This window comes from Pseudomonas sp. PDM09 (genome assembly GCF_014852305.1).
Taxonomy (GTDB): Bacteria; Pseudomonadota; Gammaproteobacteria; order Pseudomonadales; family Pseudomonadaceae; genus Aquipseudomonas.
Genome location: NZ_JACVBI010000001.1, coordinates 669,542 through 687,888, shown reverse-complemented (window position 1 = coordinate 687,888; position 18,347 = coordinate 669,542). Strand labels below are relative to the sequence as shown.

Annotated in this window: 14 protein-coding genes; 12 read left to right on the top strand and 2 right to left on the bottom strand. The window is 57.7% G+C overall.

Going from position 1 to position 18,347, the window contains the following annotated elements; genetic code table 11:
- The first annotated feature begins 560 nt into the window (after positions 1-560).
- The 5 genes from IB250_RS03035 (at position 561) to IB250_RS03015 (ending at position 7,676) form a co-directional block, all read left to right on the top strand.
- Positions 561-1,802, top strand: coding sequence for an MFS transporter (locus IB250_RS03035; protein WP_192342915.1), 1,242 nt, complete (start codon positions 561-563; stop codon positions 1,800-1,802).
- Positions 1,803-1,823: 21 nt separating this feature from the next.
- Entirely contained in the window at positions 1,824-2,954 is a 1,131-nt protein-coding gene (locus IB250_RS03030) for an acyl-protein synthase (protein ID WP_192342914.1), read from the top strand.
- A 1-nt stretch (position 2,955) separates the two neighbouring features.
- Positions 2,956-5,358, top strand: a complete 2,403-nt coding sequence (locus tag IB250_RS03025; RefSeq protein WP_192342913.1) for an aldehyde dehydrogenase family protein — start codon at positions 2,956-2,958, stop codon at positions 5,356-5,358.
- A 63-nt stretch (positions 5,359-5,421) separates the two neighbouring features.
- Positions 5,422-6,714 (top strand): AMP-binding protein, encoded by a 1,293-nt coding sequence (locus IB250_RS03020; protein ID WP_192343200.1) that lies wholly within the window; start codon positions 5,422-5,424, stop codon positions 6,712-6,714.
- On the top strand, positions 6,711-7,676 hold the full coding sequence (locus tag IB250_RS03015) for a GNAT family N-acetyltransferase (protein WP_192342912.1): 966 nt from the start codon (positions 6,711-6,713) through the stop codon (positions 7,674-7,676). Before IB250_RS03020 ends, IB250_RS03015 begins: the two co-directional genes overlap by 4 nt.
- On the opposite strand, the gene IB250_RS03010 is transcribed toward IB250_RS03015, so the two are convergent.
- Positions 7,665-8,591, bottom strand: a complete 927-nt coding sequence (locus tag IB250_RS03010) for a LysR family transcriptional regulator (protein WP_192342911.1) — start codon at positions 8,589-8,591, stop codon at positions 7,665-7,667. The genes IB250_RS03015 and IB250_RS03010 overlap by 12 nt on opposite strands.
- A gap of 117 nt (positions 8,592-8,708) precedes the next feature.
- Here IB250_RS03010 and IB250_RS03005 point away from each other — a divergent pair, with 117 nt between their 5' ends.
- On the top strand, positions 8,709-9,704 hold the full coding sequence (locus tag IB250_RS03005) for an aldo/keto reductase (RefSeq protein WP_192342910.1): 996 nt from the start codon (positions 8,709-8,711) through the stop codon (positions 9,702-9,704).
- Between the two features lie 49 nt (positions 9,705-9,753).
- Here the strand turns inward: IB250_RS03005 and IB250_RS03000 are convergent, their stop codons facing one another.
- Positions 9,754-10,284: a hypothetical protein gene (locus tag IB250_RS03000; protein WP_192342909.1), complete on the bottom strand. Its 531-nt coding sequence runs from the start codon at positions 10,282-10,284 to the stop codon at positions 9,754-9,756.
- Positions 10,285-10,717: 433 nt separating this feature from the next.
- On the opposite strand from IB250_RS03000, the gene IB250_RS02995 reads away from it, so the two are divergent.
- From IB250_RS02995 to glgA, 6 genes are all read left to right on the top strand, one after another.
- Entirely contained in the window at positions 10,718-12,712 is a 1,995-nt protein-coding gene (locus IB250_RS02995) for a methyl-accepting chemotaxis protein (protein ID WP_192342908.1), read from the top strand.
- 303 nt (positions 12,713-13,015) lie between these two features.
- Entirely contained in the window at positions 13,016-13,462 is a 447-nt protein-coding gene (locus tag IB250_RS02990; RefSeq protein WP_192342907.1) for a DUF411 domain-containing protein, read from the top strand.
- Positions 13,462-13,896, top strand: a complete 435-nt coding sequence (locus tag IB250_RS02985) for a YqaA family protein (RefSeq protein WP_192342906.1) — start codon at positions 13,462-13,464, stop codon at positions 13,894-13,896. The genes IB250_RS02990 and IB250_RS02985 overlap by 1 nt, the downstream gene beginning before the upstream one ends.
- A gap of 245 nt (positions 13,897-14,141) precedes the next feature.
- Positions 14,142-15,185 carry an alpha/beta fold hydrolase gene (locus tag IB250_RS02980; protein ID WP_192342905.1) on the top strand — a complete coding sequence of 348 codons (1,044 nt, stop codon included), beginning with the start codon at positions 14,142-14,144 and terminating at the stop codon, positions 15,183-15,185.
- 13 nt (positions 15,186-15,198) lie between these two features.
- A complete protein-coding gene (locus IB250_RS02975; protein ID WP_192342904.1) occupies positions 15,199-16,152 on the top strand; it encodes a D-2-hydroxyacid dehydrogenase family protein in 954 nt (317 codons plus the stop codon).
- A 600-nt stretch (positions 16,153-16,752) separates the two neighbouring features.
- The gene (glgA, locus tag IB250_RS02970) at positions 16,753-18,339 is read left to right on the top strand and encodes a glycogen synthase GlgA (protein WP_192342903.1); all 1,587 of its coding nucleotides are present in this window, start codon (positions 16,753-16,755) and stop codon (positions 18,337-18,339) included.
- Positions 18,340-18,347 lie beyond the last annotated feature (8 nt).

Below are 18,347 nucleotides of genomic sequence, written 5' to 3'. Positions count from 1 at the left end.
GGTTCCTGAATCAAAAAATGTATCCGACTTGTATTCGATTGCATACCAAGCCACTACCGATCTGCGGGAATGAGGGGCTGCAAGCGAGGTCGTATGTTACAGCCGATGACGAAATTTGACTTCATTGCGGCGATAACCATGAGGATTTTGAAATGTTTCGGCGAATCACACTGCTGATCCCCTTGCTGCTCTCCTGCTCCTGAGTGGCTGCATCGTTTTCCCCCCACGGCGGCTGACATGGCGATCGTCATTATGACCCTGGCGCACCGAGTTATGATCAGCCTCGATAACATTGGCTGGCCGGTTATATAACCGACTTATTCGCCAACACCAAAAACTTATCCTACGAACTCCCGTACCACGCCTGCTTTATAGCGGGCATTTTTCGTGCTGGGGGATTTGATTACGAACTCACAGTCTCTTTTTCCAAAAAACCCAACCAGACACACAATGAAAAATAGTGAAGTTTTTTGCCTCAAATAAGCACATGAAAATCCTCATGGGCCATGGTTATTCTTGTTCTGCCGTCTTATCAGACTTCCGGCATAAACAGGAACATCATGCACAAACCCTTAATAGATATAAGTTCGTCCAGACTTCTTGGCTTTTGCCTTGCAATCACTCTTTTTGAACTTCTGACTTACATGGCCAGCGATATGATCATGCCGGCCATGTTGACCGTAACCCATCAATTGAATGCCAGTGCGAGTCATGTTCCCTACGCCTTCAATCTTTATTTGGCAGGGGGCATTCTTTTGCAGTGGTTTATCGGTCCACTGTCCGATCATTTCGGTCGTCGCAGAGTGCTGCTCATCGGTTGTGCGGTATTCGCTCTAGCCTGTGCTGCGGCGTTTTACGTGCATAGCATCTTTGTCTTCAATGGTTTGCGCCTGATTCAGGGCATGGGATTGGGATTTGTCATCGCGGTCAGTTATCCAGCCCTGCAAGAAGTCTTCTGTGAAGCCGACGCAGTAAAGATCATGGCATTGCTGGGCAACGTGGCGCTGCTCTCCCCGCTGCTGGGCCCCTTGCTCGGCAGCCTGATGCTGGAATGGCTCTCCTGGCGGGAGCTGTTTTTACTGTTAGGGGTCGGCGGTGCGATGGTCTGGTTGGGGCTTTACTGGTACATGCCGGAAACGGTGGGCACCTTGCGTCAGGATGGTCAGCGACTGGCTGCCGTACCCTTTGAATGGGGCGGCACGGTGCGCCGCTACACCGCTTTGCTCACCAACACGCAATTCCTGCGCGCCACCGTCGCCTTGGGACTGATGAGCCTGCCGTTGATTGCCTGGATCGGGCTGGCACCGCTCTTGCTGATCCAGAACCAGGGACTTTCCACCCTGCAGTACGGCCTGTGGCAGATCCCGGTATTTGCGGCAGTCATTCTCGGCAATCTGATACTCAACCGATTGATTGCCAACACTGAACTGCCCCAACTGATTCGATACGCGCTCTGGCCGTTTTGCGGTGGGCTCATCGCATTGGCCGCCATTACTTTCACCGGTGCCTCGACGCTCCTGTTGGTCAGTTGCCTGTCGCTTTACGCCATCGGTCTTGGCATGAGCAACGCCGCGCTGTACCGGCTCGCGCTGTTTTCCAGCGATGACAGTAAAGGACTGGTCTCAGCCGCGATCGGCATGATCTCCATCGCTGTCATGGGTGGTGGTGGCTCGATTATCGCGGCCCTGGGTGCCGGTGACAGCCTTGAGGCCTTCGCTCTGATGGCCTGTCTCATGGGGCTATTGTGCCTGGAGCCCTTGAGACTGTTTCTGCGTCGTTCTCACATCCCGCTTGCGATCTGACACCAACCAGTAGGTCTTTTGATGATCCATCTACCCCATACCGATGCGCTTTGTGCGTTAACGCAACCCTATTGCCTGGATTCCGTGCCGGACGGTCTGTTCGACCGGGCCATGAGCGAAATCAGCCTGTTTCATTGTCATCACACACCCGGATACGAACGCTGGTTGAATGCTAATGATCTTGACGCCAACGCCCTGGAGACGCTGGATGACTGGTCAAGGTTGCCGCCGATTTTCGCCAATTACTTCAAACGTCATTTGGTGTTCGGTCCCACAGGCGAAGGCGCGCTGGAGCTGACATCATCCGGCACCAGCGGCCAGAAGAGTCGCATGCGCTACGACCATCGCAGCATGGCCGCGGCACAAGGCATGGTGAACCACATTTTCCGGCATTACGGCTGGGATACACCGGACAGCCCCTGCAACTATCTGCTCCTGAGCTATGAGCCCGAGGCCGCCATCACCCTGGGCACTGCCTATACCGATCAGTTTCTTTGCAGCTACGCCCCCGTCAACCGTGTCGCTTACGGCTTGCGCCTCTCCGGCAAAGGTCATGAGTTCGATCTTTTTGGTGTGATTCGAGCCTTGCAAGAATTTGCCGAGGAAGGATTGCCCGTTCGCATTCTCGGTTTTCCGGCGTTCCTTTCCCATGCCCTTCAATGCATGGAAGACACCGGCGTGGCTGATTTGCAATTGCCTGCCCAATCATTGGTGTTTCTGGGGGGAGGCTGGAAAACCCAGGCGGCACAGGAGATCCCCCTGCATCAGTTGTATGCCCGAATCAATCGGCAATTGGGTATCGACCTGCCCCGCTGTCGGGACGGCTATGGCGCCGTAGAGCATGCAGTGCCTTACATCCAGTGTGCCCACCATCATTTTCATGTACCGATCTATTCGAAGGTTTTCGTGCGCAACCCATCCGATTTCACTGTCCAGCCATACGGCAAGCGCGGCTTGCTGGAATTCGTCTCGCCGTACATTTCGTCGAGCCCTGCCCATGCCGTGGTCATGGGCGATCTGGCAACATTACATCCTGGCGCCAGTTGCGGATGCGGTCTGCCAACCGATTGGTTCGAGCTCCATGGCCGTGCCGGCACCTCCGCCAGTCGCAGTTGTGCCATGGCCGCTTCCGAACTGATCGGAGGCGCTTGATATGTACCTGATCAATGGCCAGTTGCGTGATGACGTCACCCCGGAAAGTGCCCTCGAACTCCTTAAGAAACCATTGCCCCGGCTGCTTTCTTCACCGATCGATAGTGAGACCGTTATCGAGTCTGCTGTGCGCTTTGCCACGAAGTTGCAATCTCGTAGCCAGGATCTGGCCCTTGACGATGAGCAATATCAGGGGCTGATCGATTTCTGCCAGCGCAGCAATCTGAGCACAAAACTTGAGCGAGAGCTGGGCCTGCAACCGCGTTCGCTGCGACGTATCGACTATCGACAGCCATGTTTCGAAAGCTGGCATCCATTAGGCTTGGTGGTGCATATCACCCCAGGCAATGCGCCGTTACTGGCGTTCTGCGCAATACTCGAAAGCCTGCTGGCCGGCAATATCAACTGGTTGCGCCCCAGTGCCAGCGATCAGGGGTTGACCGCACAGTTGCTGGCCGCCCTTGTGCAATGCGACAGCAGCGGCAGGCTGGCCGAATTCGTAGCAGTTCTGCCGGTTGACACCTCACGGATAGCTCAACTTTGCGCCACGGCAGACGGAGTATCGGCCTGGGGTGGTGTCGCAGCGCTCAAGGCGATTCGTCAGCAGATTCCTGCGGGATGCCGCTGGATCGATTGGGGGCACAAGATCAGCTTCGCTTATCTGTCACCTGAAGCGGCAGAGCCCGCCGCGCTCGATGCCTTGGCAGATGAAGTCTGTCGACTGGATCAACAAGCGTGCTCCAGCCCTCAATGGGTGTTGGTGGACAGCAACGATCCGGCGGTCCTGCACGACCTCGGAGAGCGTCTGGCCGAAGCCTTCAAACGTCGCGCCCAACAGTGGCCGGCGCTAATGCCGACGGATCAGGAAGCTTCGGAAATCACCACACGCACTGCCATGGCGCAGCTTGATCAGTGCTTTACCCACCAGACCGGCCAGGTGTGGACCGGCTCCGGGTGGCGTGTCATCTGGGAGCATCATCAGACGCTCGCGCCGTCGCCGCTGTTTCGTACAGTGCTACTCAAGCCAGTCCCACAGCACTTGCTTGCCGAATCATTGTTGCCCTGGCGAAACGTCCTGCAAAGCTGCGCGTTGATAGCCTCCCCGGCAGGGACACCCGAGCTTGTTCGTACACTGGTCAACGCCGGCGTCACTCGCATTGCTCCTTGCGAGACGATTCATGATGGCTACGCTGGCGAGCCTCACGATGGTGTTTATGCGCTGTCGCGTCTGAGTCGCCGCCTCTCCGTGAGCCTGGCCGCTGATGTCTCGATTGGCCGCTCAACGCTCGACCCGGTGCCGCCTGCCCCTGACACAGCCCGTGGCCCGATCATGGACAAAGACACCTTCACGACCCAGCCGATCAGCCCCACGGCACAGCTGTATTTTCGCTCCGGCGGTAGCAGCGGCACTCCGGCCCTGGCAGGTTTCAGCTACCGAGACTTCCAACGACAAATGCGCGCCGCGGCTGATGGCATGTTCGCTGTCGGGCTCGATCCGTCACAGGACCGGGTGATGAACCTGTTCTATGGCGGGAACCTGTACGGTGGTTTTTTCAGCTTTTCGAGCATTCTTGAACAGATGGGCGTTGCACATTTGCCTATGGGGGCTCCCCAGGACGACGACTTCAGCGAAATCGCCCGACTGATCGTGGAGCAACGAGTCACCGTGCTGATTGGCATGCCCAGTACGCTGCATCGCCTGTTTTTCAAGGAGCAGGCCCGACTTCGCGACTATGCTGGTATTGGCAAAGTGCTCCTTGGCGGCGAGCATCCGGGCGAGGCCAGTCGACGCCTGATGGAAAGTTGTGGAGTGTCGACGATTCGTTCTGCGCTCTATGGATCCGTCGATGCAGGCCCACTGGGTCATGCCTGCCGGGCTACCGCAGACGGCGTGTTTCACTTGATGTGCGAAACCCAGTATCTGGAGATCGTTCAGTTCGAGCAGGATGTGCCGGTGCAAGCCAATGAGATCGGCCGTCTGCTATTTACCTCCCGCGCCCGGCAAGGTCAGCGCGTTCACCGATATGACATCGGCGACACCGGCCGCTGGCTCCCCGGAGCCTGCCCTTGCGGACTGGAAACGCCGCGATTCGAACTACTGCAGCGGCACGGCAAGCTGGTGCGGATTGGTACGGAGTTCATCTCGCCTTCGGCGCTGGAACACAGCGTAGGAATCCCCATTCAAGTTGTTCTGGATTACACCGCCAGTGGCGTCGAACGAATGCAGGTTCGAACGGATGCCGATATCACTTGGGTACGAGAAAAATTGCTGACCCATGAAGCATTGGCAAATGCCATAGCCGCGGCCCTGTTAATTGTCGAAGTTACCGCCTGCGCTGAACATGAATTCATACGAAACAAGCACAGCGGAAAAGTCCCACTGATTGTCGATCGAAGAATATAAAAACAGAACGTTTCAACGACCGTGTTTTTCAAACCAAAACGCCTGATTAGAAAAGAGAATCCAGTGAAATCAATTCATTCGCTCGAACAACTCGTGTCTTTTGTACGACAACACTCAAACTACTACAGCGCGCACCTGAAACATTTACCCACCACAGGTATTACGTTAAAAGATTTACCGTTAACCAATGTGACCAACTATTGGACCGGCAGCAATGACTTGAATCATTGGTCGGTCTTGACGGGAAACGTTGATAACGCGTTGGTGTTTAAAACCGGAGGTTCGACCAGCCAGGGGAAACTTGCGGTTTACTCCTACGAGGAATGGCAAACACTGGTCAGTACCTTCGGAAACAGTCTCTCTTCTCAATTGAACAATGGCGATCGCGTCGCCAATCTGTTCTTTTCAGGGGATCTCTACGCCAGTTTTCTGTTTGTCCACGATTCCCTGGCCCATGTCGGACGATCCATCTGTGAGTTTCCGTTTACCGGCGACATCGAACCGGACGTACTGGCGGATGCGATCGCACGACATCGAATCAATATTCTGGCCGGGGTGCCCGCACAGTTGCTTCGATTCGCGGCCTACCTGACGCAGCATCGGCGTGTGCTCTGCGGGGTCGAGACGCTGCTGTATGGCGGCGAAAGCCTGTTTGCCCCGCAGTTGGCAATCCTCGGTGAAGTATTCCCCAACGCCCGTATTGCCTCTATCGGCTACGCCAGCGTAGACGCCGGGCTCATAGGGGCCAGCACTCGCGACTGTGCATTGGGCGAGCATCGGGTATTCGAACAGCAAACCTTGCTGCAAATCATCGATGAACACACCGGTGAAGTGATTGAAGAATGCGATCGTATCGGAATGCTAGTGCAGACCAATCTGACACGCCGGCTCATGCCGCTGCTGCGTTACCCGGTGGGCGACCGTGCATGTTGGCGTGAACCGACCGCCACCCCGAGGCGTAAATTCGCCCTAAAGGGGCGTAGCGCCCACAGTCAGCGGGTACGAGTCGGCGTGCTGTCGCTGTTTACCGAAGAAATACACGAGATCATTCAGCGCGTAGCGCACAGCGAGCAATGGCAATTGCTGATCGAACAGACCGGCTCCAAGGATCTGTTGAGCGTGAAGTGGGTGCCCGAACCTCAGTCACAAACCGTCGAGCCGGTACTCCGTGCATTGCGTGAAGCTTTGCTTGCCCACTACCCTGCCATCGACGACCTGAGCCGCGAGGGTCTGCTGGAGTTTCGAGTGCTCTGCTGCGCAGCCACAGACCTGCAACTTCACCCTCGCTCGGGCAAACAATTGCGAGTGCGGGATTTGCGAGTGTATGACGTCTGCTCGCAGGAGCCCGCGCAATGACCCGGTTGATACTTCGCCCCTACCGTCCTTGCGACGCAGATGCCGTGAGCCGGTTGTTTCGAGAGGTCTACGGCGATCTTTACGCTCAGCCGGATGTTTACCTGCCGAACATGATCAGTCAGCACAACGCCGAAGGCCGCTGGCAATCGATACTGGCCATGGATGGCGCGCGGGTGCTCGGGCATGCCGCGCTGTGCCGCGACTCGCCTTCGAATACCGCGGAACTGGCGCTCACCGTGGTACATCCCGTCGCCCAGGGACAGCATATCGCGACGCGCCTGGGCCGAGAGTTATTGATGCTGTCGGGTTCTCTGGGGATCCGGAGCGTATCGATCAAGCAAGTGACCCACCATCCCTACACTCAACGCATGGCAGAGAATATCGGCTTTCACAGCACTGGACTGCTTCCCGATTACGTCCCTTCGCCATTCGGTGAATCGCTCCCGGAAACCATCGTGATGGGCAGTCACATGATCGAAGGACACACGCGCCCGCTCCCCGACATCCCCTGGCCTGAAAGCTGCCGAGCATTCATGCAGCACCTGTGCTCGGTGTTCGGAACCTGCCAGGACAAGGCGTCACGACCCGCGATGCCGTTGCAAATAAAACAACATCAGCACCGGTATGACATTGTCATCCAGCACTTGAACAAAGACTTGCTCGAGCAGCTCTGGCAACTACCCAGACACTGGCTGATCTCGGCACGAGTCGGACTATCCCGGCACTTCGCCCGCAATCTGCGCAACTTATCGACTTTGGGCTTCGCCTTCACTGGCCTGATGCCTGCGCCGGGTGACAATGGTTGGTTCGCATTGTTTCATCGGGGCGTCCGTTCTCGATCCCTCAACCTGCACTGCGCGCGCATGCAACAGTTGCATGACGAACTACAGCAGAACACCAACGCCACGAATCCCATGATTGCGTCGATACACTCGCCTATGGATGCCCGCTCAGTCGCGTAAATGTTTTCTAGAAAAGTCATTACCTGGTTGCGCACAGAGCTCCACCAACCAATCGACAAATACCCGCACCCGCCGGGACAACTGGCGGTGAGGAGGATAGAGCGCCGTCAGCGGCATACCCGGTGGCGGCACGTCCCTCAGGACCTCGATCAAACGCCCCTCCTTCAGTTGGCGGGCAACGTGATAATACGGGGTCTGGACCAAGCCATATCCCGCCTCGCACGCCGCCAGATAACCATCGGAGCTGTTGACCGACACGTGCTTGGGCAGGTCGATCAGTTGCAGTTGGTCATCGACTACAAATTCCAGCCCGTAGCGTTTGCCGGTGCCATTGGAAAAGTATTCCACCATCTGATGCCCCTTCAGATCCTCCAGGCATAGCGGAGTCCCGCGAAGTTGCAGATAGTCGGGGCTGGCGCATGTGATCTGGTCCAGTATGCCCAGCGGCCGCGCCACCAGTGAGTCTTCCAGGGCCGAGCCACCCCGCAACACGCAATCGACACCTTCGCGGATCAGATCCACAGGCCGGTCATTCAACCCGATTTCCAGTTCGATCAAGGGATACCGGTCAGTGAATTGCGGCAATGCCGGAATCACAATCAAACGTCCCACTCCCGCCGGCATATCCACTCGCAGCAGACCTTTGGGGTTTTGGCGAGCAGCGGAAAACACCGCTTCGGTCTCCTCCAGATCCGCCAGCAGCCGCACGCAACGCGGGTAATAGGCGGCGCCATCGAGCGTCAGGCTGATCTGCCGGGTTGTGCGTTGCAGCAGTTGCACGCCCAGATGAGCCTCAAGTTGCTTGATCAGAATGGTCACCGAAGCCCGGGGCAATTGCAGGCTGTCCGCCGCTTTGGCGAAGCCGCCCAGTTCGACGATTCGGGTGAACACGCGCATGGCGTTGAAACGGTCCATTGCTTTGGCTTACCAGCTGATTATTTAGAAATTACAAATAGTGATAGCAGATTTAGCCGGTTTATCTTGTTTCTGTCGAGGTCAACAATGGGATTCAATTCAAAGGGAGCTGATTTCATGCAATCACGTCAACTGGGCAAAAACGGTCCGCAGGTGAGTGCGATAGGTCTGGGCTGCATGGGCATGACCGATTTCTACACCACCGGCGTAAACACCCGCGAAGCCACGGCCACTTTGCACCGCGCGCTGGAACTGGGAATCAACCTGCTCGACACGGCAGACATGTACGGCCCACATACCAATGAAGAGCTGATCGGCAAGGCCATTATCGGCAAGCGTGAGCAGGTGTTTCTGGCCAGCAAGTTCGGCATTGTTCGCGACCCGTCCAACCCCGGTGCACGGGGCGTCAACGGTCGACCGGAATACATTCGCGACGCTATCGACGGCACCCTCAAACGCCTTGGCGTGGAAACCCTGGATTTGTATTACCAGCACCGCATTGATCCGCAGGTGGCCATCGAGGAAACCGTCGGCGCCATGGCAGAACTGGTGAAGGCCGGCAAGGTGCGTTACCTGGGATTGAGTGAAGCATCGGTCACCACGCTGGAGCGAGCGAACAAGGTTCACCCGATCAGCGCACTGCAAAGTGAATACTCGCTATGGAGCCGCGACCAAGAGGAGAACGGCTGCCTGGCAGCTTGCCAGCGTCTGGGTGTTGCTTTTGTGCCTTACAGTCCGTTGGGCCGGGGCTTTTTGACCGGTGCTCTGAGAAGTCCGGATGATTTCGCAGCCGACGACTACCGTCGCTTCAGTCCACGCTTTCAAGGGGAAAACTTCGCTAAAAACCTGTTGCTGGTGCAGCAAGTGCAGGCCCTGGCCGCCGACAAGGGTGTGACGGCGGGCCAACTGGCGTTGGCATGGGTATTGGCCCAAGGGGATTACCTGATCCCGATTCCAGGCACCAAACAGCGTAAATACCTGGAAGAAAATGTCGTCGCGCTGGACGTGAAACTGAGCCGCGAAGAGTTGCAGGCCCTGGAAGGGATTTTCCCGGCCAATGCCACGGCCGGCCTGCGTTATCCGGAAGAAGTCATGAAGTTGCTTGACCGATAACAGGTGCCCGGCCCGTTCGATGGTTCGAGCGGGCCAACGCGGCCAAACATCACGCCTTGGCGTTAACGCCCTTGTCATCAGGAACCGTCGTACCGTTGCCCTTGCCGTAAGCTTGCAAGTTCTGCAGTACGTAGATCGCCGTCTTGTATTCAGGGATCAGGCCAACGGCGTACTTGTCACCCTTGATACTGTTGTTCTGAATGGTATCCAGTTGCGTGGCGAAATACTCCAGCGCATTGAACTTCGCATCCGGGTCTTTCTGTACGCCAAAACGATCAAACTTGTCACCGGCATTAAGCAAGGTCATCGAAGTAATATCGGAAATCAGGCCTTTGCCTCTCAAGAAGGCACTGAGATTGCCCAGTTGCTTGGCGGATACATTTTCCGGATCGAAGCCCTTGATGTTCCTGTGCAGTTTCTGTTCATCCATTTTCGCCGTATTCAGCGCATTGGGATTGCTTCCCACCAGTGCCAGCATCTGCTTGACCCTGGCGCTGTGGGTGACAGGCTTGCCGCTGCCGGTATCCTTGACCAGTAAACCTGCCTTGCTCGTCCATGCGCCTGTATAGCCGATTGTCATGACCGGGCTCCCGACTGCGTGACAGGATGCCGATCATCCAAAACACACAGACGTCCTTGTGAGGCGACCATAAAAGTTCCTTGTTTATCCGAGTTAAGTGCGGGCGAGTATCGATGCACGCTTCAGCGTCACCAACAAATATTTCCGCTTTTTACAATTCTTGTACATTTACGACACATACCAAAAAGCCCCTTGTTTCATTGGCCAATACGAACTTTTCGATATTGGCGCAGATAACTAATCAAGCCCTTATGCATGTCTGGGTTAGTTTGTTTGTATCAATATGGACACGTCCCTTCCGGCCGTTCGTCACCCCAGGCAAATCTTGCACGATCGTACCTAAAGCTCGACATTCGTGAGCCGATACCCTTTCGATGCCCCGATTTTCAAACCCACACCCCCATAATAAAAACGCTGCACAAGGACCGGTCCCATGCCCGCATTTCGTACCATTCAGGCTCGCTACACGCTGTTTCTGGTCCTGTTCATCCTGCTTTTATCCGTCCTGACCGTGGTTGGCATCAGTCAGCTGGTCGCGCCAAAACTGCGTTATACCGAAGAACAGGTAGCCCTCAATCGCATCGCCGAAGTGGCCGAGCAGATCCAGGGTGAACTGAACAAGGTGCAAGCCCAGCAGCGCAGCATCACTCAAACCATTCCCCTGCTCGACAGCGCCGCCATCGACACGGTCCTGCCGGGCCTGGTTGATCAGTACGGTGAACTGAAAGTCTTCGGTGGCGGGATCTGGCCATTGCCCGGTCAGCGCGAAGCCGGGCGCAATAAGTTCAGCACCTTCTGGCACCGCGATGCCTCGGGAAAACTGGCGGTCAATACGTTCTGGAACAGCGACGCCGCGCCCAACTATTACGACCAGACCTGGTACAAGGGCGGTATGCAGACTCCGCGCGGCCAATGTGCCTGGGCCGCCGCCTATAAAGATGACGCCAGCGCCGAACCGCGCACCAACTGCGCCATGGCCATTCAGAAAAATGGCGCGGCGTACGGTGTCTCGACCATTGACGTGACACTAGGCTTCTTCAATGACTTGGTGGCGCGCAAGGAAAAAGACCTGGGTGCCGAGATGCTGATCGTCGAGGCCGATGGCAAGATCATCAGCAACAGCTCGCGAATCAGCGGGCCGATCGTATTGAAAAACATCGCTGAACTGGCCGGCCAGTCGCCGTTTGCCGCTCAGGTCAAGGCCGGGCTGGCACAGCGGGACCAATCGCTGCAACGGGTCGAGTTCGATAACAACGGCGAAACCAGCACCTTCTTCATGCGCCCGATCGAAGGTACGCCGTGGTTCCTCGCCACCGCCCTGCCGACCACACTGATCACGGCCCAGCGTGACGATGTGCTCAACACGTTGAGCCTGTTGCAGATTCCGATGGTGATTCTGCTGGTGTTGCTGCAGGTCTATGCCATCCGCCAACTGATCCAGCGCATGAAAGCCCTGAAAGCCAATATCGACGCCTTGTCCACGGGTGATGCCGACCTGACCAAGCGCATCACCATCCGCGCCGAAGACGAACTCGGCGCCATCGGTCATTCGGTCAACACCTTTATCGCCTACTTGCAGAATATGATCGGCGAAGTTACTCAGGCGACGGGCGCAATGGCGTCGAGCCTGGAGAATCTGCAACGGACTTCCGCTCACACCAGCCAGATTCTGGTGCGTCATGCTTCGGAAACCGATCAGACCGTCACCGCCATTACCGAGATGAGTTCGACCGCCGACAGCGTCGCGCAGAACGCCGCCGAAACCGCCGCTTTCACGCAACGCGCCAATGAGCACGCGGATCGCTCCCGCGTGGTGGTCGGCGAAGCGTCGAGCAGTGTGGTGGCGTTGATCGATGAAGTAGCAAGTGCCACCCATAAAGTCGAAAACATGCAACAGGACGCCCAACGCATCACCGAAATTCTCGGGGTGATTGGCGCCATCGCCGGGCAAACCAATTTGCTGGCACTGAACGCCGCGATCGAAGCAGCCCGGGCCGGTGAGCAAGGCCGCGGGTTCGCAGTGGTCGCCGACGAAGTCCGCGCCCTCGCCGCCCGCACCCAGGCCAGCACTTCGGAAATCAACGAAATGCTAACCCGCCTGACCCAAGGCGTGAGTTCGTCGGTCAGCGCCATGGAAAACACCCAGGTCAGCTGTCAGTCGGCTGCCGATGCCACGGCCCGGGTCAACTCCGGCCTGGATGAAATGGCCGGCTCCGTCAGCCACATCAACAGTCTGAGTACCCAGATCGCCACCGCCGCCGAGCAGCAAAGCGCCGTGACCGAAGAGATCAATCGCAGCATGGTGCAGATCCGCCATATGGTCGATGAGCTGGTGAAAAGCGGCCAGGCCAGTGAGCTCAACACTCAGCAACTGCTGGAAGCCAATAACCGGGTGAGCGCGATCATGGGGCGTTTCAAGGTTCGTTGATCGCAAAAGCAAGGCATGCCCTTCGGTGAGGGGCTTGCGCTGATGCCAGTCAGAGAAACATCGTACCTGTGGCGAGGGAGCTTGCTCCCGCTGGGGCGCGCAGGGGCCCCGAATCTGCCAGCGTGGGGATCCGGATCGAATACGAGCGTCTGGTTTTGCGACTGCTTCGCAGCCAAGCGCAAGCAAGCTGCCTCGCCACGATGCGTTACTCATGCTGTATTACTTCGAAACAATCCGCCTCCTCTTCGCGAGAGAAAACGGTCAAAATGCATCTTTTTGGCCACAACCCGAGACGAGATCCCCATGCGAACCCACCTGCGTCTGGCCGCCCTGAGCGCCCTTTTCATCTCATCCCTTGCCCAGGCTGCCGAGCTGATTCCCATCGAAGTTCATCGCGACGCCAACTGTGGCTGCTGCAAAAAATGGGTCAGCCATCTGGAAGCCAACGGTTTCAAGGTCGCAGACCATGTTGAAGCCGACATGAGCCAATTCAAGCAACAACACGGTGTGCCACCTCGGCTCGCGTCGTGTCACACCGGCCTTATCAACGGCAAATTCGTCGAAGGCCACGTGCCGGCCGATCAAGTACTGGCCTTGAGCAAGCGTGACGATTTGTTGGGGGTTGCAGCCCCTGGCATGCCGATGGGCTCGCCCGGCATGGAAACGGACGGCATGAGCGATGCCTATCAAGTGATCGGTTTGAAAAAGGACGGCACTGACGTGGTGGTGGCGGACTACCCCGCCCATTGATGTTCGGCGCCTACATCGGGCTGTTTCTCGCGGCGTTCGGTGCCGCGACGCTGCTGCCACTGCAATCCGAAGCAGTGCTGGTGGGGTTGTTGCTCAGCAATCAGGATTGGCTCTGGTCGTTGTTGGCCGTCGCAACGCTGGGCAATGTGCTGGGCTCGCTGCTGAACTGGTGGCTGGGGCGCGGCATCGAGCGGTTTCGCGAGCGGCGCTGGTTTCCGGTCAGCCCTCGCCATCTCGAGCAAGCCCAAAAGCACTACCAGCGTTATGGCCATTGGTCGCTGCTACTCAGTTGGGTGCCCATCATCGGCGATCCACTGACGCTGGTGGCTGGCGTCATGCGCGAACCGCTGGGGCGTTTCCTGGTGATCGTGACACTCGCCAAGGGCGCCCGCTATGGTGTGTTGGCCGCGGCTACGCTGGGGTGGATGGGTTGAATGGTCATGGCGATGGCCCGTAGCAGCTGTCGAGCCTGCGAGGCTGCGTTCGGCTGCGAAGCAGTCGTAAAATCAGAAATTGCAGTGCATCAGGCAGACCGCGTCAGCCGGACTCACGACTGCTTCGCAGCCGAACGCAGCCTCGCAAGCTCGACAGCTGCTACGGCATTGCGGCCATGACCTATGTTTAATGTCACCCTAATCATGCCGGTCCAGCATCGGCGGATTTCCTGCGGAGCTTACCCATGTCGCCCATGCTCTCTCGCTGGTTACCCGGCCTGCTGCTGACAGCGGCTCTGCCCGTTCTCGCTCACGCCCAGAACCAGAACCAGGCCGAAACGCCGGAATACGGCCCGCAACTTCAGGGCTTCGATTACCCCTACACGGTCAAGTACTTCGACTTTGAGTCCCAAGGCAAATCCCTGCAGATGGGTTACATGGACGTTGCCGCCCAAGGCAAGGTCAATGGACGCAGCATGGTGCTGATGCACGGCAAAAACTTCTGCGGCGCGACCTGGGATAGCTCGATCAAGGCGCTGAGCGAGGCCGGTTACCGGGTCATCGCGCCGGACCAGATCGGCTTTTGCACCTCCAGCAAACCGGACCACTATCAATACACTTTCCAGCAACTGGCAGCCAACACCCAGCAACTGCTCAAAACCCTGGGCATCCAGAAGGCCACCCTGCTCGGCCACTCCACCGGCGGCATGCTCGCCACCCGCTATGCGTTGCAATACCCCGATCAAGTCGAACAGTTGGCTTTGGTCAATCCAATCGGCCTGGAAGACTGGAAAGCTCTTGGCGTGCCCTATCTCACGGTTGATCAATGGTATGAGCGCGAGCTGAAAGTCACGGCGCAAGGTATCCACGACTACCAACGCAACACCTATTACGATGGCCGCTGGAAGCCGGAGTTTGATCGTTGGGTGAACATGTACGCGGGCCTGGCCAAAGGGCCAGGCAAAACAGCGGTGGCTTGGAACTCGGCGCTGATTTACGACATGATCTTCACCCAACCGGTGTACTACGAGTTCAAGGACCTGAAAGTGCCGACCCTGCTGCTGATTGGCACCTCCGACACCACGGCCATCAACAAGAACATCGCACCGCCCGAGGTCAAGGCGAAAATCGGTCATTACGACGTACTCGGCAAGCAAGTGGCGAAATTGATTCCCCGGTCGACGCTGATCGAATTCCCCGGTATGGGCCACGCGCCACAGATGGAGGAACCGGCGAAATTCCATCAGGCGTTGCTCGGCTGGCTGAACCAAACCAATCCCGTTCGTTGATGAGGCAAGGCTGATGGCGGTGCAGATTGCGGTGATCGATGACTGGCAGGACGTGGCTCGCGACGTGGTGGACTGGTCGGTGCTGGACAGCATCGGCCAGGTGAGTTTTATCCATGACTACCCGGCCGACAACGAAACCCTGGCCGAACGCCTCGGCGCATTCGAGGTGATCTGCGTGATGCGCGAGCGCACCCGGTTCGACGAAGACCTGCTGCGCCGCTTGCCCGCACTTAAACTGCTGGTCACCGGCGGCATGCGCAACGCTGCCCTGGACCTGAAAGCCGCCGCCGCGCTGGGCATTCAGGTGTGCGGCACCGACAGCTACAAACACGCCGCCCCCGAACTGACCTGGGCGCTGATCATGGCCGCGACCCGCAACCTGGTGGCCGAAGCCAATGCCTTGCGCGCAGGTCAGTGGCAACAAGGGCTGGGCGGCGACCTGCAGGGCAAGACCTTGGCGATTCTCGGTCTGGGCAGCATTGGTCAACGGGTGGCCCGGTTCGGGCAGGTGTTCGGCATGCGGGTAATTGCCTGGAGCGAAAACCTGACCGCCGAACGGGCTGCCGAGGTCGACGTCACCTATGTCAGCAAGCAGGAACTGTTCGAGCAGGCCGATGTGCTGTCGGTCCATCTGGTGCTCAGCGAGCGCAGCCGAGGGCTGGTTGACGCTCAGGCACTGGACTGGATGAAACCCACGGCATGGTTGGTCAACACCGCTCGCGGGCCGATTGTCGATGAATCCGCATTGATCAAGGCCCTTCAGAAAAAACGCCTGGCGGGTGCTGCGCTGGATGTGTTCGAGCATGAGCCGTTGCCCCGTCATCATCCCTTCAGAACGCTGGACAATGTACTGGCCACGCCTCATGTCGGGTATGTCAGCCGGCAGAATTACCAACTGTTCTTTTCGCAGATGATTGAGGACATTCAAGCATGGGCGGCGGGAGCGCCGATCCGGCTGCTGGGCTGAAACCGAGTTATCGTTCATCGCGAGCAGGCTCGCTCCCACATTGGATCTCGGGTGTACACAGAATGTGTGACGAAGCAGATCCAAATGTGGGAGCGAGCCTGCTCGCGATGAGGCCCTCAAAATCACTACCTCTCCCCTAAACCCTACGCACCGCAATGGTGCGACCCACATCCCATCACGCCCGATTATCGTGACTCCCGGGTCCTGATTTGACCCACGCCAGAAAATAAACCTGCCCTTCGTCGGTGCATCTCCCCGCAAAGCTCTATGCCTGTACCCTCTTTTGACCGATTGTCGAACAATTTCACCCTATAGCCGCCCCCGCTCTAAGTTCTGGCCTAGACTGATTTTCGCGGAGTAAAACCGGCTGGTCATTCGGTGAAAATAATCGAAACTTTTGGTGCTGGCCTCGTGTCAGGTTAAAGGTAGGGCCACAGCGACTGGTGCATTCCTTGCAACAGCCACTTCACCCATTCTGCTTCAGCGCATGGGCAGCACTTGCTCACCGATGCGTAGCGCGTTTGCGCCCGGCCACAGGATTTGGCCACGAACACCGTTTGTGCCAGGCCTAGAATTAGATCAACAACACGGGAGATTCATATGATCAGTGCGGCTTTAGATATCCAGGGAGAACGTGCTCATCAGCAGGTCGGGGAAACGAGCACCGTCGGTATCCTCAATGCCAAATCGGTCAACATGCCGACCCCCAAGACACTGGCACCGGTAGTCAGTCAGAATCCCAACAAGAAAAGAGTCCTGTTTGTCACCTCGGAGATTGCCGACCTGGTAAAGACCGGAGGTCTTGGCGACGTTTCCGCCGCACTGCCCCGGGCCATGGCGCATCTGCACGATGTGCGTGTGCTGATCCCCGGTTATCCGCAAGTGATGAATAGCGAAAACCCGATTCATATCATCGGTGAACTGGGCGGGCACGCAGCGTTGCCGCCCTGCAAGATCGGGCGCATGGACATGCCCGATGGCCTGGTCATTTACGTGTTGATCTGCCCTGAATTGTACGAGCGCGAAGGTTCACCTTACGGCGCCAACAACGGCCGCGACTGGCCGGACAACCATATCCGTTTCGCCCGCCTGGGCCTCGCAGCAGCCGATATCGCCGCCAACCTCGCCCAGATTCACTGGTGCCCGGACCTGGTGCACGCCCACGACTGGCCCGCAGGCCTGGCGCCGGCCTATATGCACTGGCGTGGCCAACGCACCCCGACCCTTTTCACCATTCACAACCTGGCGTACCAAGGTGTCACCAGCCTCGGTTCGTGCCCGGAACTTGGTATCCCCATGCATGCCTTGCAACAGGAAGGCATGGAGTTTTACGGCAAGATGTCGTTCCTCAAGGCCGGCATGGCCTACTCGAGCCACATCACCACCGTCAGCGCGACTTATGCCCAGGAAATCACCACGCCGGCCTTCGGCTGCGGTCTCGACGGTTTTCTCGCCGCCAAGACCCAGCAAGGCTTGCTCAGCGGGATTCCCAATGGCATCGATGAAAGCTGGGATGCAGCGACCGATCCGCACCTGTTCCACCCGTTCGGCATCGGCGACTGGGACGGCAAAGCAGTCAACGCGGCGCATGTTCGCCGGCTGTTCGACCTCGAAGACTCCGAAGGTCCGTTGTTCGCCGTGGTCTCGCGGCTGGTCTACCAGAAAGGCCTGGACCTGACCGAAGCGGTGGCAGAATACATTGTCGCCAACGGCGGGCAGATCGCAATCATCGGCCGTGGCGAACCGGAAGAAGAACAAGCCATGCGTGAACTGGCGTTGCGCTTCCCCGGGCAAGTCGGCGTGCACATCGGCTTCAATGAAACCGACGCCCGCCGGATGTTTGCCGGCAGCGATTTCCTGCTGATGCCTTCGCGTTATGAACCCTGCGGCCTGAGCCAGATGTACGCCCAGCGCTTCGGTTCATTGCCGGTGGCCCGCAATACCGGTGGCCTGGCCGACACCATTGAAAACGGCGTGACCGGTTTCCTCTTCGACGAATCCACGGTGGAAAGTTATCGCGAAGCCCTGAGCCGCGCGTTCAAGGTGTTCGCCTTCCCCGGCCTGCTCAACGCGATGCGGTGCCGAGCCATGGCGGCGCCGTTCAACTGGTGCAAGGCAGTCGAACCCTACGCCGAACTCTACGAAAAACTGGTGGCTAAAGCGCTGGGAAAATCGGGCAAACAGTAAGAGGCTTT

Excerpts from the sequence above, each read along its gene's own strand:
- IB250_RS03035 (WP_192342915.1), top strand. The coding sequence starts at position 561 with ATGCACAAACCCTTAATAGATATAAGTTCGTCCAGACTTCTTGGCTTT.
- IB250_RS03030 (WP_192342914.1), top strand. The coding sequence starts at position 1,824 with ATGATCCATCTACCCCATACCGATGCGCTTTGTGCGTTAACGCAACCC.
- IB250_RS03025 (WP_192342913.1), top strand. The coding sequence starts at position 2,956 with ATGTACCTGATCAATGGCCAGTTGCGTGATGACGTCACCCCGGAAAGT.
- IB250_RS03015 (WP_192342912.1), top strand. The coding sequence starts at position 6,711 with ATGACCCGGTTGATACTTCGCCCCTACCGTCCTTGCGACGCAGATGCC.
- IB250_RS03010 (WP_192342911.1), bottom strand. The coding sequence starts at position 8,591 with ATGGACCGTTTCAACGCCATGCGCGTGTTCACCCGAATCGTCGAACTG.
- IB250_RS03005 (WP_192342910.1), top strand. The coding sequence starts at position 8,709 with ATGCAATCACGTCAACTGGGCAAAAACGGTCCGCAGGTGAGTGCGATA.
- IB250_RS03000 (WP_192342909.1), bottom strand. The coding sequence starts at position 10,284 with ATGACAATCGGCTATACAGGCGCATGGACGAGCAAGGCAGGTTTACTG.
- IB250_RS02995 (WP_192342908.1), top strand. The coding sequence starts at position 10,718 with ATGCCCGCATTTCGTACCATTCAGGCTCGCTACACGCTGTTTCTGGTC.
- IB250_RS02990 (WP_192342907.1), top strand. The coding sequence starts at position 13,016 with ATGCGAACCCACCTGCGTCTGGCCGCCCTGAGCGCCCTTTTCATCTCA.
- IB250_RS02985 (WP_192342906.1), top strand. The coding sequence starts at position 13,462 with ATGTTCGGCGCCTACATCGGGCTGTTTCTCGCGGCGTTCGGTGCCGCG.
- IB250_RS02980 (WP_192342905.1), top strand. The coding sequence starts at position 14,142 with ATGTCGCCCATGCTCTCTCGCTGGTTACCCGGCCTGCTGCTGACAGCG.
- IB250_RS02975 (WP_192342904.1), top strand. The coding sequence starts at position 15,199 with ATGGCGGTGCAGATTGCGGTGATCGATGACTGGCAGGACGTGGCTCGC.
- glgA (WP_192342903.1), top strand. The coding sequence starts at position 16,753 with ATGATCAGTGCGGCTTTAGATATCCAGGGAGAACGTGCTCATCAGCAG.